This is a genomic window from Agreia sp. Leaf283 (assembly GCF_001422485.1).
Taxonomy (GTDB): Bacteria; Actinomycetota; Actinomycetes; order Actinomycetales; family Microbacteriaceae; genus Agreia.
In genome coordinates this window covers 455,776-472,524 of the sequence record NZ_LMNF01000001.1, presented here as the reverse complement: position 1 = coordinate 472,524, position 16,749 = coordinate 455,776, and the positions used below count along the sequence as shown (strand labels likewise).

Annotated in this window: 16 protein-coding genes and 1 pseudogene; 13 read left to right on the top strand and 4 right to left on the bottom strand. The window is 68.6% G+C overall.

Annotated elements, in window-relative coordinates:
- Nucleotide 1: 1 nt before the first annotated feature.
- From ASF51_RS02090 to ASF51_RS02065, 6 genes are read left to right on the top strand one after another with little or no spacing between them, the layout of a single operon-like run.
- Entirely contained in the window at nt 2–1,552 is a 1,551-nt protein-coding gene (locus ASF51_RS02090; RefSeq protein ID WP_055924522.1) for an alpha-L-fucosidase, read from the top strand.
- A gap of 49 nt (nt 1,553–1,601) precedes the next feature.
- Complete coding sequence (locus ASF51_RS02085; protein WP_055927720.1) at nt 1,602–2,672, top strand: aldo/keto reductase; 1,071 nt, start codon at nt 1,602–1,604, stop codon at nt 2,670–2,672.
- A complete protein-coding gene (locus tag ASF51_RS02080) occupies nt 2,669–3,082 on the top strand; it encodes an RbsD/FucU family protein (RefSeq protein ID WP_055924520.1) in 414 nt (137 codons plus the stop codon). The genes ASF51_RS02085 and ASF51_RS02080 overlap by 4 nt, the downstream gene beginning before the upstream one ends.
- Nucleotides 3,083–3,133: 51 nt before the next feature.
- On the top strand, nt 3,134–6,367 hold the full coding sequence (locus ASF51_RS02075) for a glycoside hydrolase family 2 TIM barrel-domain containing protein (RefSeq protein ID WP_055924517.1): 3,234 nt from the start codon (nt 3,134–3,136) through the stop codon (nt 6,365–6,367).
- A complete protein-coding gene (locus ASF51_RS02070) occupies nt 6,364–7,872 on the top strand; it encodes an alpha-N-arabinofuranosidase (RefSeq protein WP_055924514.1) in 1,509 nt (502 codons plus the stop codon). The genes ASF51_RS02075 and ASF51_RS02070 overlap by 4 nt, the downstream gene beginning before the upstream one ends.
- Nucleotides 7,873–7,918: 46 nt before the next feature.
- Nucleotides 7,919–8,491: a GNAT family N-acetyltransferase gene (locus ASF51_RS02065; protein ID WP_055924510.1), complete on the top strand. Its 573-nt coding sequence runs from the start codon at nt 7,919–7,921 to the stop codon at nt 8,489–8,491.
- A 27-nt stretch (nt 8,492–8,518) separates the two neighbouring features.
- Here the strand turns inward: ASF51_RS02065 and ASF51_RS19685 are convergent, their stop codons facing one another.
- The 3 genes and pseudogenes from ASF51_RS19685 to ASF51_RS19520 form a co-directional block, all read right to left on the bottom strand.
- A complete protein-coding gene (locus ASF51_RS19685) occupies nt 8,519–10,069 on the bottom strand; it encodes a sensor histidine kinase KdpD (RefSeq protein ID WP_055927717.1) in 1,551 nt (516 codons plus the stop codon).
- Nucleotides 10,066–10,197, bottom strand: a complete 132-nt coding sequence (locus ASF51_RS19525; protein ID WP_235497181.1) for a winged helix-turn-helix domain-containing protein — start codon at nt 10,195–10,197, stop codon at nt 10,066–10,068. The genes ASF51_RS19685 and ASF51_RS19525 overlap by 4 nt, the downstream gene beginning before the upstream one ends.
- A gap of 250 nt (nt 10,198–10,447) precedes the next feature.
- A pseudogene (locus ASF51_RS19520) lies at nt 10,448–10,732 on the bottom strand (response regulator); the annotation flags it as partial.
- Between the two features lie 161 nt (nt 10,733–10,893).
- Between ASF51_RS19520 and ASF51_RS18905 the strand changes: the two are divergent.
- From ASF51_RS18905 to ASF51_RS02045, 3 genes are read left to right on the top strand one after another with little or no spacing between them, the layout of a single operon-like run.
- The gene (locus ASF51_RS18905) at nt 10,894–11,406 is read left to right on the top strand and encodes a hypothetical protein (protein WP_055924508.1); all 513 of its coding nucleotides are present in this window, start codon (nt 10,894–10,896) and stop codon (nt 11,404–11,406) included.
- A 46-nt stretch (nt 11,407–11,452) separates the two neighbouring features.
- On the top strand, nt 11,453–12,094 hold the full coding sequence (locus tag ASF51_RS02050) for a CDP-alcohol phosphatidyltransferase family protein (protein ID WP_055924505.1): 642 nt from the start codon (nt 11,453–11,455) through the stop codon (nt 12,092–12,094).
- 10 nt (nt 12,095–12,104) lie between these two features.
- Nucleotides 12,105–12,914, top strand: a complete 810-nt coding sequence (locus ASF51_RS02045) for an RNA methyltransferase (RefSeq protein ID WP_055924502.1) — start codon at nt 12,105–12,107, stop codon at nt 12,912–12,914.
- 139 nt (nt 12,915–13,053) lie between these two features.
- On the opposite strand, the gene ASF51_RS02040 is transcribed toward ASF51_RS02045, so the two are convergent.
- The gene (locus ASF51_RS02040) at nt 13,054–13,758 is read right to left on the bottom strand and encodes a hypothetical protein (protein WP_055924499.1); all 705 of its coding nucleotides are present in this window, start codon (nt 13,756–13,758) and stop codon (nt 13,054–13,056) included.
- A gap of 77 nt (nt 13,759–13,835) precedes the next feature.
- Here ASF51_RS02040 and ASF51_RS02035 point away from each other — a divergent pair, with 77 nt between their 5' ends.
- The 4 genes from ASF51_RS02035 (at nt 13,836) to ASF51_RS02020 (ending at nt 16,557) form a co-directional block, all read left to right on the top strand.
- Complete coding sequence (locus ASF51_RS02035; RefSeq protein ID WP_055924497.1) at nt 13,836–14,282, top strand: MaoC family dehydratase N-terminal domain-containing protein; 447 nt, start codon at nt 13,836–13,838, stop codon at nt 14,280–14,282.
- Nucleotides 14,279–14,731, top strand: a complete 453-nt coding sequence (locus tag ASF51_RS02030) for a MaoC/PaaZ C-terminal domain-containing protein (protein ID WP_055924494.1) — start codon at nt 14,279–14,281, stop codon at nt 14,729–14,731. Before ASF51_RS02035 ends, ASF51_RS02030 begins: the two co-directional genes overlap by 4 nt.
- Nucleotides 14,728–15,972: a UDP-N-acetylmuramate dehydrogenase gene (locus ASF51_RS02025; RefSeq protein ID WP_082479475.1), complete on the top strand. Its 1,245-nt coding sequence runs from the start codon at nt 14,728–14,730 to the stop codon at nt 15,970–15,972. The genes ASF51_RS02030 and ASF51_RS02025 overlap by 4 nt, the downstream gene beginning before the upstream one ends.
- Before the next feature lie 168 nt (nt 15,973–16,140).
- Nucleotides 16,141–16,557 carry a hypothetical protein gene (locus ASF51_RS02020; protein WP_055924491.1) on the top strand — a complete coding sequence of 139 codons (417 nt, stop codon included), beginning with the start codon at nt 16,141–16,143 and terminating at the stop codon, nt 16,555–16,557.
- The last annotated feature ends 192 nt before the right edge of the window (nt 16,558–16,749 follow it).

The following is a 16,749-nucleotide window of genomic DNA, read 5'->3' as shown; positions in this document are numbered from 1 at the left end:
TGTGAACCTCGAACCGCTTGACCCCAAGACCCTGCCTGCGCCGGTCGACGTGTCGGACAACCGTCCGGCGCTCGCGATGGTGGATGCCGTCATCGAAGCCGGGCCGTACGACGCCACCTGGGAATCGCTGTCGCGTTATCGCGCCCCGCAGTGGTACCGCGACGCCAAGTTCGGCATCTTCCTGCACTGGGGAGCCTTCTCGGTGCCGGCGTTCGGAAACGAGTGGTACCCCCGCACGATGTATCGCCGCGGCACACCCGCGTTCGAGCATCACGTGGCGACCTACGGACCGCACGATCGATTCGGGTACAAGGATTTCCTTCCGCACTTCGGTATGGAGCGCTTCGACCCGGAGGAGTGGGTCGCGCTGTTCAAGCGCGCGGGCGCGCAGTTCGTGGTGCCGGTTGCCGAGCACCACGACGGTTACGCCATGTACGACACCGCGCGCTCGCGCTGGAAAGTGACGCAGGTGGGCCCGGAGCGCGACGTGATGGGAGACCTCCTGACGGCGGTCGACCAGGCCTGGCTGATCTCGGGCGCATCGACCCACAGGGCTGAACACTGGTTCTTCATGAACGGGGGAGCGGAGTTCGACTCCGACGTGCGCGATCCCGCCTACGCCGACCTGTACGGCCCCGCGCTGCGCAAGGAGATGAACCCCACCGAGCGGTTCCTCGAGGACTGGCTGCTGCGCACGGTGGAGATCATCGACTCCTACCGCCCGCAGATCCTGTACTTCGACACCGGCATCGAGGAGCCCTCGTTCGATCCCTACGTTCGGAGGCTCGCCGCCTACTACTACAACCGGGCGGCGGAGTGGGGGCGCGAGGTCGTCATCAACTACAAATGGGAGTCGTTCGCGCCGGGTTCTGCGGTTCTGGACATCGAGCGCGGCACGATGGGCGGCATCCGGCCCGACGTCTGGCAGAACGACACATCGGTGTCTCGCACGTCGTGGAGCTGGGTGGAGGGGCACGACTACAAAGACGCGTCCGAGCTCATCCAGGAGCTCGTCGATGTGGTCGCGAAGAACGGCAATCTGCTGCTGAACGTCGGTCCGCGCCCCGACGGGACCATCCCCGAGGAGGAGGCCGCGTTGCTGGAGGCGGTCGGCGACTGGCTGGCCGTGCACGGCGAGGCGATCTACGGTTCCAGCCCATGGGTCGTGTTCGGTGAGGGCCCCACGGCTCCCGCAGCCGGATCGTTCACCGACGCCGCCGCGGCCGTGTACACCGCGGAGGACATCCGCTTCACGACGATGACCGAGGTCGGCCACGACTACGTCTACGGCATCGGGCTCGTCCGTCCGGCTGACGGGCGGATGCGCATCCGCGGCTTCGGCTCCGACAGCCGGTTTCTCGATCGTCCGATCGTCGACGTTCGGGTCCTGGGTTCGCGGGAGCAGCCGGAGTGGACTCGCTCGGGCGAGTACCTGGAGGTCGTGCTCCCCGAGTCCGAGACGGCAGGTCCCGGCGGTGCCGTCGTGCGGATCGAACTCGCGCCACAGGCGGCCGAGACGCGCATCGACTTCTTCCACGGTCTGAACCTCTGACGGCGACGCGGATCGCCCCCTTTAACCGAACGAAATGGAGATGACCGACATGGTCACAATCGACAGCGTGCCCACCCGGCGGCTCGCGAGCGGGGCGGTGATGCCCGCAATCGGCATGGGGACCTTCGGGTCCGACCGCTACGGGGCGCCAGAGGTGGCGGCCGCGGTGGCCGGCGCGATCCGGGCAGGCTACCGCCTGATCGACTGCGCATCGGTGTACGGCAACGAGGCCGAGGTCGGTGCCGTCCTTCGAGAGGCCATCGCCGACGGTGTTCCCCGCGACGAGCTCTTCGTCATGTCGAAGGTCTGGAACGACGCGCATGAACCGGATGCGGCGGTCGCCTCGGTGCGTCGGTCGTTGCGCGACCTCGGGCTCGACGCGCTCGACGCGGTGTTCGTGCACTGGCCGTTCCCGAACCACCACGCGCCGTTCGCCGACGCGGTCGACCGTGACCCGGTTGCGCGCCCGTACATCCACGAGGAGTACATGGCGCTCTGGCACGCGCTGGAGGGCCTCGTCGACGAGGGGGTCGTGCGGCACCTCGGCACCTCGAACGTCACCATCCCCAAGCTGACGGCGATCCTCGCCGATGCCCGGATCCGCCCGGCCCTGAGCGAGATGGAGCTGCATCCGTGCTTCCAGCAGCCCGAGCTCTTCCGGTTCTGCCTCGACAACGGCATCCAGCCGGTGGGCTACTCGCCCCTGGGTTCGCCGTCTCGACCCGAGCGAGACCGCATCGAAACCGACGTCTCGGACATGGAGCATCCCGTCGTGGTGTCGATCGCCCAGGCGCACAACGCGCATCCGGCACTGATCTGCCTGAAGTGGGCTGTGCAGCGCGGCCAGATCCCGATCCCGTTCTCGGTCAAGGAGTCGCAGTTCGTCGCCAACCTGCGGGCGGTGACGGAGGACCCGCTGACGCCCGCCGAACTCGAGGAGCTGCGATCGGCGGAGCAGAACAACCGCCTCATCAAGGGCCAGGTGTTCCTGTGGCCGGGCGCCGACAGCTGGCTCGATCTGTGGGATGTCGACGGCACGATCCCGGGCTGGGACGGCTACGCCGCCGATCGCGCGGCGGGTCGCATCGCCGGTCGCGTCGCAGCGGAGGTGACCGCGTGATCACCGGCCCGCTCATCCATCCTCCGCTCCTGGAGGCGCTCGCCTCGTCGGGCCACGGCTCCGGGGTTCTCATCGCCGACGGCAACTACCCCTACCTGACGGCCATCGGGCCGGGCGTGCGCCTGATCCATCTCAATCTGCGTCCCGGCATGCTCGACGTCGCGACGGTGCTCGACGCGGTGCTCACGGTCGTCAACATCGAGTCGGCGACCGTTATGCAGACCCCGCCCGAGGTCTCCGCACCGGCGCAGGACGACTACGCACGCAGGCTGGGCGACGCCGTGCCCATGGAGAAGGTCGACCGGTTCGTGTTCTACGACCGGGTGCGCTCTCCCGACGTCGGCGTCGTCATCGCCACCGGCGACGAACGCCTCTACGGCAACCTGCTGCTCACGGTCGGTCTGCGCTGAGAAGCGGCTCGAGCAGCCACCCCCGAACACGTGAACGGATCTGAGGAGACAATGAACAACGCGCCCGAGTGGAACGACCCCGCCGTCTACGAGTGGGGGAGCGAACCGGCCCATGCCACTCTCGTGACCTACGACACGCTGGCGCAGGCGAAGCGTGCCGATCGCTCGGCATCGGCCTTCCGGGCCGGCCTCGACGGAGACTGGCGATTCCGGTGGTCGCCCAATCCGGAATCCCGGCAGTCGGACTTCGCGGGCGAAGACGAGGATGACTCGGGCTGGGATCTCATACCGGTTCCGTCGAGCTGGCAGCTGCACGGGTACGACTACCCCATCGGGGTCAACACGGTCCTGCCCTGGACCGGCGAGAACGGCCTGAACGAACAGCCCGCTCCCTCCGGCGACTACCCGCACGCTCCGACGCGCTACAACCCGGTCGGGCAGTACCGCACGACGTTCGAGCTCCCCGACGGCTGGGCTGGCCGGCGCACATTCGTCCAGTTCGAGGGCGTGGAATCGGCGTACTACGTCTGGATCAACGGCCGGCGCATCGGGTATCGCGAAGACAGCTACACCCGGGGCGAGTTCGACTTGACGCCCCATCTGCACAGCGGGCGCAACCTTCTGGCCGTCGAGGTGTACCGGTGGTCCACGGGTTCGTACCTCGAGAACCAGGACAATGTGCGGCTCTCGGGCATCTTCCGCAGCGTGCTTCTGCTCTCTCGCCCGCCCGTCTTCATTAGGGACTTCACCGTCAGAACGCCGCTCGCCGACGACTTCTCCGAGGCGGCCCTCGAGCTGAGTGTCGAGGTGCGCGAGAACGCCGGCACCAGCACGGGGGAGGAGCTCCAGGTGCGGGCCACGCTCTTCGACGGAACGGACGCGGAGGCCGTCGAGGTCTGGTCGCGATCCGTGCCGGTCGGTTCGGCGGCTCCCGGTCGAGACGCATCCGCGGCCCTGACGGAGCCGGTGGTGGCGCCCCGGCTCTGGTCCGCCGAGCGCCCCGAGCTGTACACGCTGGTCGTCGAACTCTGCGACGCGAACGGGTCGGTCGTCGACCGCGTGTCCACCCGCGTGGGCTTCCGCCGGGTCGAGATCGTCGACGGCGTCTACCGCATCAACGGGCAGCCGCTCTCTCTTCGAGGGGTCAACCGACACGAGTGGAGTCCGCGAACCGGGCGCACCCTCAGCTCGGCCGACATGATCGCCGATATCACTCTGATGAAGCAGAACAACATCAACGCCGTGCGCACCTCGCACTATCCGAACGACCCGCGGTGGTACGAACTGGCCGACGAGTACGGGCTGTACGTGTTCGACGAGGCGAACAACGAGACCCACATCAATCGCATCGATGCCGACGGACGCCCGAACATCCCGGGCGATCGCCCAGAACTGCGGGCACCCCTGCTGTGGCGCATGCGCAACGTGGTCGACCGCGACAAGAACCACGCCTGCGTGATCGCGTGGTCGATCGGCAACGAGTCGGGAGTCGGATCGAACCTCACGGCCATGTACGACTGGGCCAAAGAGCACGATCCGACCCGCCCGGTGAGCTATCAGGATGCGACCGGCTCGGGCTCGATGGTCGTCCCGTCGGACACGTCCGATTTCGACGGCGACTTCTACCCTCCCGTGTCCGAGCTCATCACCCGGGCCGGCCGTGATCCGAGGCCCTATCTGCTCGTCGAGTACGCGTTCAGCCAAGGGAACACGTCTGGCTACCTGGACGAGCATTGGGCGGCCATCCGAGAGAATCCCGGTCGCGTACTGGGCGGCTTCCTCTGGGACTGGGCCGACAAGGGGCTGTGGCGGGATGTCCCGGGTCGGCCGGGTGAGGAATTCCTCGCCTATGGCGGCGATTGGGGCGACGATCCCAACGAGGACAGCGCGCACATGAGCGGCCTTGTGCTCGCCGACCGCACGCCGACACCGAAGCTCGAGGAGGCCAGACTGGCCTACCAGCCGGTGAGTATGGCGCTCGCGCACCCGGACACCGGCACCGTCAGGATCACGAACGAGTACCTGTTCACCACTCTCGACAGGCACAGGCTGCGCTGGGCGGTCACGGAGGACGGAATCGAGATCGGTCGCGGAACGATCTCGGGCGAGCACCTCTCGGCAGAGCCCCTGCACAGTGCAGACATCACGCTCCCGTACTCGCTGCCCGAGCAGCCGCAGCCCGCTTCCGAATACAGGCTGGAGCTCTCACTCGTTCTCGACGCTCCGACGTCGTGGGCGGATGCGGGGCACGTCGTGGCGAGGGCGCAACACGATCTGCCCGTAGTCGCCCCGGACCGCGCGATCACTCCGTCGGCGGAGTCGGCCTCGCCGCAGGTGCGAGAGACCGAGCAGGTGATCGACGTCGATGGTGAAGGCTTCGCGGTCAGCATCGACCGTTCGACCGGCCGGCTGACGTCTCTGCGTTACGACGGCCGCGAAATGCTGGCGAGCGACCTGATGCCCAACTACTGGCGCACCCCGAACGATCCGGAACTGTCGATCCCCGAATTCAGGGAGACCCTGCCCGAACCGTCTGGCCCGTGGCGTGGCGTCGGCGAGGACTGGGTCGTCAGCGAGATCGAATCGTCGACCGTCCCGGGCGCTGTTCGCGTGGCCGTGCGCGGAAACGTCACCACCACGGTGCCGTTCCGCCCCGACAACCGCATCACGACATCGCCCCAGTCGATCGTGTACACGATCCACGGCACCGGGCAGGTGGACGTGCGCTCGGCCTTCGAGCCGGTGCCCGGAACGCCCAACCCGCAGGTGGTGGGCACGACGTTCGGCCTCCGGCCCGAGTTGGCGAGACTCGAGTGGTACGGCCGCGGCCCGTGGGAGTCGACCGCCGACCGGAAGAGCTCGGCGTTCTTCGGTCGCTACTCGGGAACTGTCGCCGATCAGGTCACGCGGTACAGCCGGCCGCAGGACACCGGGAACAAGGCCGACACCCGCTGGGCCGCTCTCACCGACGACGACGGCAGGGGAGTGCTGCTCGTGGCGGAGGAAGGCATGTACCTCAACGTGCAGCCGAACAGTCCGGCCGAACTGGCAGGTCACCGCCACTGGCACGAGGTGCCGGAGTCGTGGAGGACCGTCGTGCGCGTGGACGCCGCCCAGGAAGGCGTCCAGGGCGGCAACTGGGATCAGTTGAGGCGCCCGGAGAAGTACAGCAACACGCAGGCCAAAGGGCCGTACAGCATCCTCTATCGCGTGCTTCCGGTTCGCGAGGGGCAGGACCCTGCAGCACTGGCGACGCACTACAGAGAGACCGTGAAGGAACAATGACACAAGCACACCTGACCCTCGACCCCCACTTCGTCGTCGGCCGCATCGACCGCCGCGTGTTCGGCAGCTTCGTCGAACACCTCGGGCGGTGCGTGTACGACGGCATCTACGAACCCGGCCACCCCTCATCCGGAGAAGACGGATTCCGCACCGACGTGATGGAACTGGTTCGGGAACTCGGGGTCTCGACCATCCGCTATCCCGGCGGCAACTTCGTCTCGGGCTACCGGTGGGAGGACGGGGTGGGTCCGCGCGAGAAGAGGCCTCGCCGCCTCGACCTCGCCTGGCACTCGCTCGAGACGAACGAGATCGGCCTCGACGAGTTCGCTCGCTGGTCCGAAGCGGTGGGCAGCGAGATCATGTACGCCGTTAACCTCGGCACCCGCGGTGTGCAGGAGGCACTCGACGTGCTCGAGTACGCGAACATCCACTCCGGCACGGCGCTGTCAGACCAGCGGATCGCCAACGGCACGACCGAGCCGCACAACATCCGCATCTGGTGTCTCGGCAACGAGATGGACGGACCATGGCAGCTGGGTCACGGCACCGCGCAGGACTACGCCCAGCTCGCCGGAAAGACCGCTCGGGCGATGCGGCAGATCGACCCCGATCTCGAGCTCGTGATCTGCGGCAGCTCAGGTGCTGGTATGCCCACGTTCGGGGAGTGGGATCGGATCGTGCTGGAGGAGACCTACGACGACGTCGACTTCATCTCCTGCCATGCCTACTACGAACCGGTCGACGGAGATCTGTCGAGCTTCCTCGCATCGGCCGTGAACATGGACCGCTTCATCGAGTCGGTCGTCGCCACGGCCGATCACGTCAAGGCCCTGCGTCGCAGCGAGAAGACGATCAATCTCTCGTTCGACGAGTGGAACGTCTGGTACCTGTCGCGCTACGACAACGTCGACAAGATCACCGACGTCGCCAGCTGGCCCAAGGCTCCACGCATCCTCGAAGACTCGTACACCGCCCTCGATGCCGTGGTCTTCGGAGGCCTGATGATCTCGCTCCTCCGCCACGCCGACCGGGTGACGGCGGCGAGCCTCGCCCAGCTCGTGAACGTCATCGCCCCGATCATGACCGAGCCCGGCGGCCCGGCCTGGCGCCAGACCACGTTCCACCCCTTCGCGATCACCTCGCGGCTGGCCCGGGGCGTGACCCTCGAACTGAAGCTGGAATCGCCCACAACACCCACCGCGCTCTACGGCGAGGTTCCCGTGGTCGACGCGGTCGCGACGTACGACGAGACCGCCGGTGCGGCATCCGTCTTTCTGGTGAACCGCAGTCTCACCGAGGAGGTCACCGTGCAGATCGACGCGAGCCGGCTGGGGATGTCGGAGCTGAGCGCCGAGACGCTCCACGACGACGACATCCACGCCCGCAACACGGCCGACGACCCCGACCGGGTCGTGCCCGCACCGAACACCAGCGCGCGACTGCACGACGGAATCATCACCGTCACTCTGCCCGCCGTGTCGTGGACGGCGGTCTCGCTGAGTTGACGCTCGACGCTGTTCTCGTACCCTCGTGCGGTGGCAGGATGAATCCATGGCCATCGAAGTCCGTGCCGCCACGTCGTACCCCGATGTGAAGACCATGCTGGGTCCCAAACGCCCCGACGCGACCGTGTGCTGGTGCCTGAGCTATCGCATCCCGTCGTCTGAGAACAACCAGCTCAGATCGACGGACCGCGGCGAACGGGTCAAGACTCTGGTGAAGCAGAAGCCGCCACCGGGCGTTCTGGCGTATGACGATGGCGAGGTCGTGGGATGGGCAGGCGTGCATCCGCGATCGGACACGACCTTCGCGCGCAACCGAAAGATCCCGCATCTCGACGATCTCGATGTGTGGTCGGTGTGGTGCATCAGAGTGCGGCCCGGGCACCGTGGGAAGGGGCTGTCGCATGCGCTTCTCGAGGGCGCGGTCGCTTTCGCCAGGGATCACGGTGCTCCGGCGGTGGAGGGATATCCGGTCGACAACAGAGGCGAGAAAGTCGATCTCACGATGGCGTACGTGGGCACGAGAACACTCTTCGAGAAGGCCGGCTTCGAGAAGGCGAGCGACACCGATTCGGTGCTGAACGGATTTCCGCGAGTGCTCATGAGACTCGACCTCCGCTGAGCGGGTGAGCGGGAGGCCGCCGACACATCAGTCGACCGGCAGGGTGAGCACGAAGGCGGCGCCGGTCTGCCCGCCCGACGGGTCGACGCAGACGACGTCGCCGCCGTGCGCTCGGGCGATCCCTCGGGCGATGGGCAGGCCGAGGCCCGCGCCGCCGCCGGAGGCGTTCCTCGCCGAGTCGAGCCGCACGAGGCGATCGAAGATGCGCGATCGATCCTGCGGCGGCACGCCGGGCCCCCGGTCGCGCACCTCCACTCGAACGGTCTGCTCGGCCTGGCTGATCGCCACGGTCACGGGCCCCGCTCCGCCGGTCATGCGCGCCGCGTTGTCGACGAGGTTGGCGATCACCTGGCTGAGCCGCTCCGCGTCGCCGTCGAGCAGTCCCGCGCCGAGGTCGCTGCGATCGTCGGTGCAGATCAGCTCGAGGGCCGGTCGCCGGATGCGCTGGCGCTCGGCCTCGCGCGCGACGACCTCCGCGATATCGAGGGGAGCCATGCGCAGATCGAGCCCCTGGTCGACCCGGGCCATCATGAGCATGTCGTCGATGAGGCGAGAGGCCCTGGCGGCCTCGCGCACGACGTGACTGGCAAGCCTCTCCCGCTCGGCGCGATCGACGGATGCCCGCACCAGGGTGTCCGCCGCCGCCCTCATTCCCGACACGGGGGTGCGCAGTTCGTGCGCGGCATCGCTCACGAATGAGCGCACCCTCTGCTCGGCCTCCCGGGCCAGCCGCTCGGAGTCGACCGCCGCGCGCTCGGCCCCCTCGACCCCGTCGAGCATCTCGTCGAAGGCGATGGCCACCCGCCCGATCTCCGTTCGGGGCCTCGTCGGTCGAAGGCGTCTGCCGCGATCTCCCCGAGCGATGTCGCGGGCCACCGCGGTCATCGACTCGAGCGGGTGCAGGGCCCCGCGTACGACCACGGTCAGTGCCGCCGCCGCGAGCAGGAGGAAGACGGCCGAGGCGCCGAGCATGATCCAGAGCAGCTGCTGCAGGGTCTGATCGACGCCGCCCGCTCCCACGCTGAGCGTGAGCACGGTGTCGTCGCTCAGCGTCGACTCGAGGGTCACGATCTGCGGATCGGACGTGGTGACGACCGACGAGGCGATGGTCCTTCCCGACGTCGAGCTCGTCTGCGAATCCGCGTCGGTGCCCGACCCGGTCGCCGAGGCGCTCCCGTCGCCGGCTCCGGGGCGGCCCTCCTCGAGACCGGGCGCTCCGAGCGGGCCGAGACCGGCGGCATCCGGCCCTTGCCTTAGTTGTTCGGGGGACGGGCCGGCCACGACCGAGCCGCCGTCGGGGCTCTCGATGAGCACCGAGAGGCCCTGCGCCGAGAGTCGGCTCGCGAGGTCGTCGTTCGAGAGGGTGCCGACGAGCGCGGCGGCGGCCGACGCCCGGTCCTGGAGCCGCTCCTCGAGCTGTGCGCGCAGGCGCTCGCCGAGGACGAATTGCACGGTGAAGCACAGGGCGAGCAGAAGCACGGTCAGCAGGGCGAGGACCGACAGCACGGTTCGGGTGCGCAGCGACCCGGTTCGCAGCCCGCCTCGGCCGATGGTGTCGGGGCCGGATGGGCGGGTCATGCGCTCAGCCGGTAGCCGATGCCGCGCACGGTGTGGATCAGACGCGGCCCGTTCGCCTCCATCTTGCGGCGCAGCGAGCTGAGGTGCACCTCGACGACGTTCGCATCGATGTCGTCGTAGCCCCACACCTGGGTGAGGATCTGGCCCTTCGACAGCGCGACCCCTGCTCTGCGCGAGAAAGCTCAGCAGGCGGAACTCCGTGGCGGTCAGCGCCAGGGGAGTGTCGCCCCGTGCCGCGCGCGCCCCATCGACGTCGACCATCAGATCGTCGATCTCTACGACCGACGGCAGGCGTCCGCGGCGGCGGAGAACGGCGCCGACTCGCGCCACGAGTTCGGCCATCGAGAACGGCTTCACGAGGTAGTCGTCGATACCCTCGGCGAAGCCGCGCAGGCGGTCGTCGACCTCGTCGCGCGCGGTGAGCATCATCACGGCGCAGTCGCTGCGGGCCCGCAGCTGCGCCGCGAGGGTGAGGCCGTTCGGACCGGGCAGCATCCAGTCGAGGATCGCGATGTCGGGAACGAAGGAGGCGACATCGTCGTCGAGGGCCGTGCCGTCTTCGCGGGCGGAAACGATGAAGCCCTCGGCGCCCAGGGCGGTGGCGACGGAGGTGCGGATGGTCTCGTCGTCTTCGACGAGCAGGATTCTGGCCGAGGAGATCATTGGAGGAACCTATGACAGCTTCCGAGCACGTTTCTATGGGCCGGCTGACAAAGCCCTGAGCTTAACGGAAGCTTCAGATTCGCTCGCAACTGTGGATGAGGTCAGGACGCCGTGTTCTGACCGGCGCATCGAATCGCGCCGAATCTGAAAGGAACGACCCCGTGTCAGAACTCAACCTCTTCACCGGTCCCGGATCGTCGAATGATCCCTCCACTCCGCCGCACCGCCGGTCCTTCCGCACGCGTATCGCCGTCGGCGTCGCGTGCGGCGTGATCGGTCTCGGAATCGTGGGGACGACGGCCGCCTTCGCCGCGCAGGGCGGTGAGCCGACCCCGATGCCCACCTCGTCGATCTCGCCCACTCCGGGCTCGACCGATGCTCCCGCGCCGGTCGCGCCCGACGACGGAACGACGCCGCCGACCCCGCCCGCTCCGGGCGCCGGCGGGGTGTGCGCGCCGGGTGGTCCCGGTGCTCCTGCGGCGCCGGCCGACGGCGCGGTTCCGCCGGCACCGCCCGCGCCGGGCGACGGGACGGCACCGCCCGCCCCGGCTGACGGAGCCGCACCGCCCGCGCCGGCCGACGGCGGAGCGGCTCCCACCCCTCCCTCGAACGCACCCGCACCTCCGACTGAGGCGCCCGCACCGGCTCCCACCGAATCCGCTCCCGCCTCCTGACCCGTCAACGCACCAGAGCGAGCAGGGCACCGGTTACCCTCAAGGTGTGGACACCTCGACAGCGCACCCGGAGCGCGAGCGGATTCTGAACGTGCCGAACACGATCACGTTCGCCCGTCTCATCCTGTTCATGCCCCTCTTCGTTCTGCTCGTTCTGGTGTGGCACGAGAACTTCTGGGCGTTCATCGTGCTCGTAGCCCTGGGCGCTACGGACTGGATCGACGGTTTCGCCGCGCGGAAGCTCGGTCAGGTGACGCACTTCGGCGCGGTGCTCGACCCCGTGGCCGACCGGGCAAGCCAGGTGGTCGTGTGCGTGACGCTGGTCATCAGCGGCATCCTTCCGCTCTGGATCCTCATCGCCATCGCCGCGACAGACCTGATCCTGGGGCTGATCATCCTCGCTTACAAGCGCCAAGGGTCGATGACGATCACCTACATCTCGAAGATCCGCACGACCTTCCTGATGCTCGGGTTGCCGCTACTGCTGCTCGCGCACTCCGACTTCGCCGGCCACGAGATCCTGGCGGTCGTCGCGTTCTACGGCGTGGTCATCGGATGCCTGCTGCACGTCTTCGTGGGCGCTCAGTATGCGGCGATCGTCATCCGCGAGGGCCGCGCACATCCGCGCCCACTCGGCGCATCCGCTGCCGGCCGTCCAGACGCGGACGCGCCGAATCGGCGCGGGTAGCGGCAGCTCCATGCCCGTCGTGCGCATCGAGAGCCTTGGTGATGCGAGGCTCAGCGACTACGCCCACCTCACCGACGTCGCCCTCAAGAAGGCCCGCGGCTCCGAGCACGGCCTCTACCTCGCCGAGTCTCTGCTCGTGTTCGAGCGTGCGCTCCGGGCGGGGCATGCTCCACGGTCGGTTCTGGCCCTCGGAACCTCGACGGAGGAAGCCGAGGCGGTTCTCGCCGAGCACGGCTTTGCCGACATCCCGATCTTCACCGGACCGGGCGAGCTGCTCGCCGAGCTCACCGGCTACATCCTGCACCGCGGACTCATCGCCTCGATGAATCGCCCGGCGCTCGCGAACCCGGCGGAGCTCATCCGGAACGCCCGTCGAATCGTCGTTCTCGAGAACGTGGTCGACCCCACGAACGTGGGCGCGATCTTCCGTTCCGCGGGTGCGATCGGGGCCGACGCCGTTCTCGTCACGCCCCGGTGCTCCGACCCGTTCTACCGCCGGGCCATCCGAGTGAGCATGGGCACCGTGCTGCAGGTGCCCTGGACGCGCGTCGGGGAGTGGCCCGAGACCCGGGAGCTGCTCGTCGAGGCCGGTTTCCATGTCGCCGCGCTGGCCCTGACTCCGGATGCCGTCAGCCTGCGCGACTTCCAGGCTCGGCTTCCCGAGAAGCTCGCCCTGGTGCTGGGCGCGGAGGGCGACGGCCTGACGCCCGAGGCGATCGCGGCGGCCGACACGGTGGTGCAGATCCCGATGAAGCACGGAATCGACTCCCTGAACGTGGCGGCGGCCAGTGCGGTCGCGATGTGGGCGGTCTCCGGCTGACCTTGTGCACCGCGCTGGTCGAGTAGGCCCCCTTCGACAGGCTCAGGGAACGGTTCTGCGCCGGTCGAGTAGCGAGGAACGAGCGTATCGAGGCCACCGTCGGGGTGATGTCGATACGCCGTGCTCGTCCCTCGCGCGGCTACTCGACCGGCGCAGTGGTGACGACTCCGAGCCCCGAGTCGGCCTTCTTGACCGCGTCCCACGCGCTCGACGACGGGCACGCCACGCCGAGCGACACGAAGATGCCCGCATCACCGAAGGCGCGCACGGCCAGGTAGTTGCTGTTCGACGCACCCCAGAGCAGATCGACGAAGTCGACCTTGGCCGCCGAGGATCCGCCGGTGAACGTGTGCAGCGCGAACTCGTCGGCGGGAATCTCCTCGTCGCGGATGAACGAGGCCGCATTGCGCGATGTCGCCTTCTCGTCGCCTGAGACCACGTCGATGCCGTCGAGCGACGACTGCCAGATGCGCAGGCGGCACCCGGTCGACGCGCTGATGTAGCTCATCGTGTCGGCGTCGTCCGAGGCGTCCTGGTCGGGCGCCCAGTCGGTGTCCGCCGGCGGCTGGAACGTGAGGGAGGCGAGACTGCCCGCCGGCAGCGTGGAGGAGGAGTCGAAGGTGAGGTCGCCGTCGTCGACGTCTCCGGGCGTGCCACTGGATGGCGCCGGGTCGGGCTGCGGTGCGGCCGTTCCCGCGCCGCGCGTCACACCGGCGAGCAGCGCGAAGACCGTTACCGCCGCTGCGATCGTCACGATCAGCGCGAGCCCGCCGCCGAGCCCGAGGGCGAGCAGGAGGGTGCGGTTCGATGTCGTGCGCGGTTTCGGCGTGGGGGGAGTGCTCATCGTTCATCAGTCTAGGCAGGCGGGTGCGCCCAGCAGTCGCAGAGCAGACGCCGCCGGGGCGTTCGTAGAATGGACGGGTGCCAGTGAACCCCGAACTCGTCGGACGCGTCTTCGCGCCGACCCCCGCCTATCTCGTCGGGCGAGAGAAGGTGCGCGAATTCTCTGCGGCCGTCTTCGCCACCAGCCCACTCAACACCGACGTCGAGGCCGCCCGCGCGGCAGGCTACGCCGACGTCGTCGCGCCGCCGACCTTCGCGGTCGTGGTGCAGGAGCACACGCTCAAGCAGTTGCTGAGCGAGCCCGACGCCGGCATCGACTTCTCCCGTGTCGTCCACGGCGACCAGCGCTTCACCTTCACCCGCCCGATCGTGGCCGGCGACGAGCTCACCGCCACACTGAACGTGGCGAGCATCAAGTCGCTCGGAGGCCACTCCATGGTCACGGCCGAATCGACCATCGTCGACGCGACGGGCGCGCACGTCGTGACCGCGACATCCACCCTCGTCGTCAGGGGAGACGAATGACCGCCGGAATCACCATTGCAGCCGACGAGCTGACCGCGGGCGATGTCGTCGCGGGAGGCCACTTTCCGCTGAGCCGCGATTCGCTCGTGCGCTACGCCGGGGCCTCCGGAGACTTCAACGCAATCCACTACCGCGACGACGTCGCGGCATCCGTGGGCCTGCCCGGCGTTCTCGCCCACGGCATGCTCACCATGGGGCTCGCCGTGCAGCCTGTCGTCGACTGGATCGGCGACCCTGGTCGGGTGCTCGACTACCAGGTGCGCTTCACCCGGCCCGTGCTGGTCGACCCCGTCGAGGGCGCCGAGCTCGTGGTGAGCGCCAAGGTCGGCAAGGTCGACGCGGAGGCCGGCACGGTGCGCATCGACCTGACGGTCACGTTCAACGGCGACACGGTGCTGGGCAAGGCTCAGGCCGTCGTCTCCCTGGCCCCCACCGCTTCCGTCGTATGACCGGTCGGCACGGTCGCACCGAACCGCACCCCGGTGAGCCCACGGGCGGCCGCATCGAGGGCTCGGATGTTCCGCTCGGCCCCCTGACGACGCTCCGGGTCGGCGGGCCGGCCGCGCGCATCGTCGAGCCGCACGACGAACCGCAGCTGCTGCAGACCGTGCTCGAGGTGTGGGACTCGGGCGACGACTGGCTCGCACTCGGCGGAGGATCGAATGTCGTCATCTCCGACGACGGCTTCGACGGCACCGTGATCCGCGTCGCGACCCGCGGGGTCGCCCGCATCGTCGCGCCCAGCGGAACCGTGCGACTGCGCGTGCAGGCCGGCGAGCCGTGGGACGAGCTCGTGGCCTATACGGTCGAGCAGGGCTGGTCGGGGCTCGAGGCGCTCTCCGGCATTCCCGGGTCGACGGGCGCGTCGCCCATCCAGAACATCGGGGCCTACGGGCAGGAGGCAGGCGACTCGATCGTCTCGGTCGACTTCCTCGACTACGGCACCGGCCGCGTGGAACGCCTCGTGCGCGACGACCTCGAGCTCGGCTACCGCACGAGCGTGTTCAAGCGCGGCAGGCGAGGCGTCGTGCTCTCGGTCACGTTCTCGCTCACCGATGCGTCGGCACAGGCGGGCCCTGCGGGTGGCGACTCCGGCTCCGACGCCCCCGGCCCTCTCGCGCTCGGCGATCCCATCGCCTACCCGCAGCTGGCGACGGCGCTGGGCGTGGCCGTGGGCGACCGGGTCGCGCTGGGCGGCGTTCGCGCGGCCGTTCTGCGGCTGCGCGCGTCGAAGGGCATGGTTCTGGATGCGACGGATCCCGATTCCGTCAGCGCCGGGTCGTTCTTCACCAACCCGATCGTGTCGGAGAATTTCGCTCGATCTCTGCCGAGCGACGCGCCCCGCTGGCTCGTCGAGCCGGAGGCCGAGCCCACCGTCGTGGCGCTGCCCGACCCCGCCTCGGGCCTGACGGTCGACCTGACCGGGCCGCTCGAGGCATCCGGCCAATCGGCGGAGCCGCAGGTCAAGCTGAGCGCCGCCTGGCTGATCGAGCGAGCAGGAATCGGCAAGGGGTTCGCGCTGCCCGGCTCGCGCGCCGCGATCTCGTCGAAGCACACCCTGGCGATCGTGAACACGGGAGGCGCGACGGCTGCGGATATCTCGGAACTGTCGCGCTACATCCAGAACCGGGTGTCGTCGGAGTTCGGGGTGCGGCTGCACCCCGAGCCCGTCTTCGTGGGCCTCGACTAGCCGCGTCTCTCGTTCGACGCGCGAGCCCGTGAGGCGACGTGGGAGCGCGCTCGTGCACCTGTGCGTCGATGTCAATGGTGAGCACTGCCCATGCCCGCGCCCCCGCCCGTATCCGCGCGGCTGCTAGGGTTTTGGGACCACGCACCCCCCTAAAAGGAGTACAGACACATGCGAATCTCGCGCACCAAGACCACATCGCTGATCGGCGCGCTCGCCATCACCGGACTCCTGCTCACCGGCTGCGCAGGCGGCCAGAGCAAGGCCGACGCCTGCAAGGTTCTCGAGTCGGGCCTCACCGATCTGCAGAGTGAGCTCACCAGCAGCCTCTCCGACGCGGCCACCGACCCCGAGGGCGCCTCCGAAGCCCTGCAGACCGTGTCCGACAAGTTCTCCGAGAACGCGTCGAAGGTCTCGAACGACGAGGTCAAGGGCGCTGCAGACGACGCCGACAAGGCGCTCAGCACGCTCGTCAGCGAGTTCAAGACCTACGCGTCAGACCCGACGAACGCCGACACGACGGCGCTGACCGACGCGTCGACCGATGTTCAGGAGACGTTCACCGAGCTCTCGACCGTCTGCAACTGACGAGTTCGATCCACGTCGGCCCGGGGCATTTCGCCCCGGGCCGGCCGTGTTTAAGCCGGTTCGGATGCCTGTGGCCGGGTCGATCGGCGTCTCGCGCCGTAACGTGAGAGTTCGTCACGTTGCACTCGAGGCCAGATGTCTTTAGCTTGAACTAATAGGCAGAGGCCGACAGGGATGTGGGGATCTGGTCCG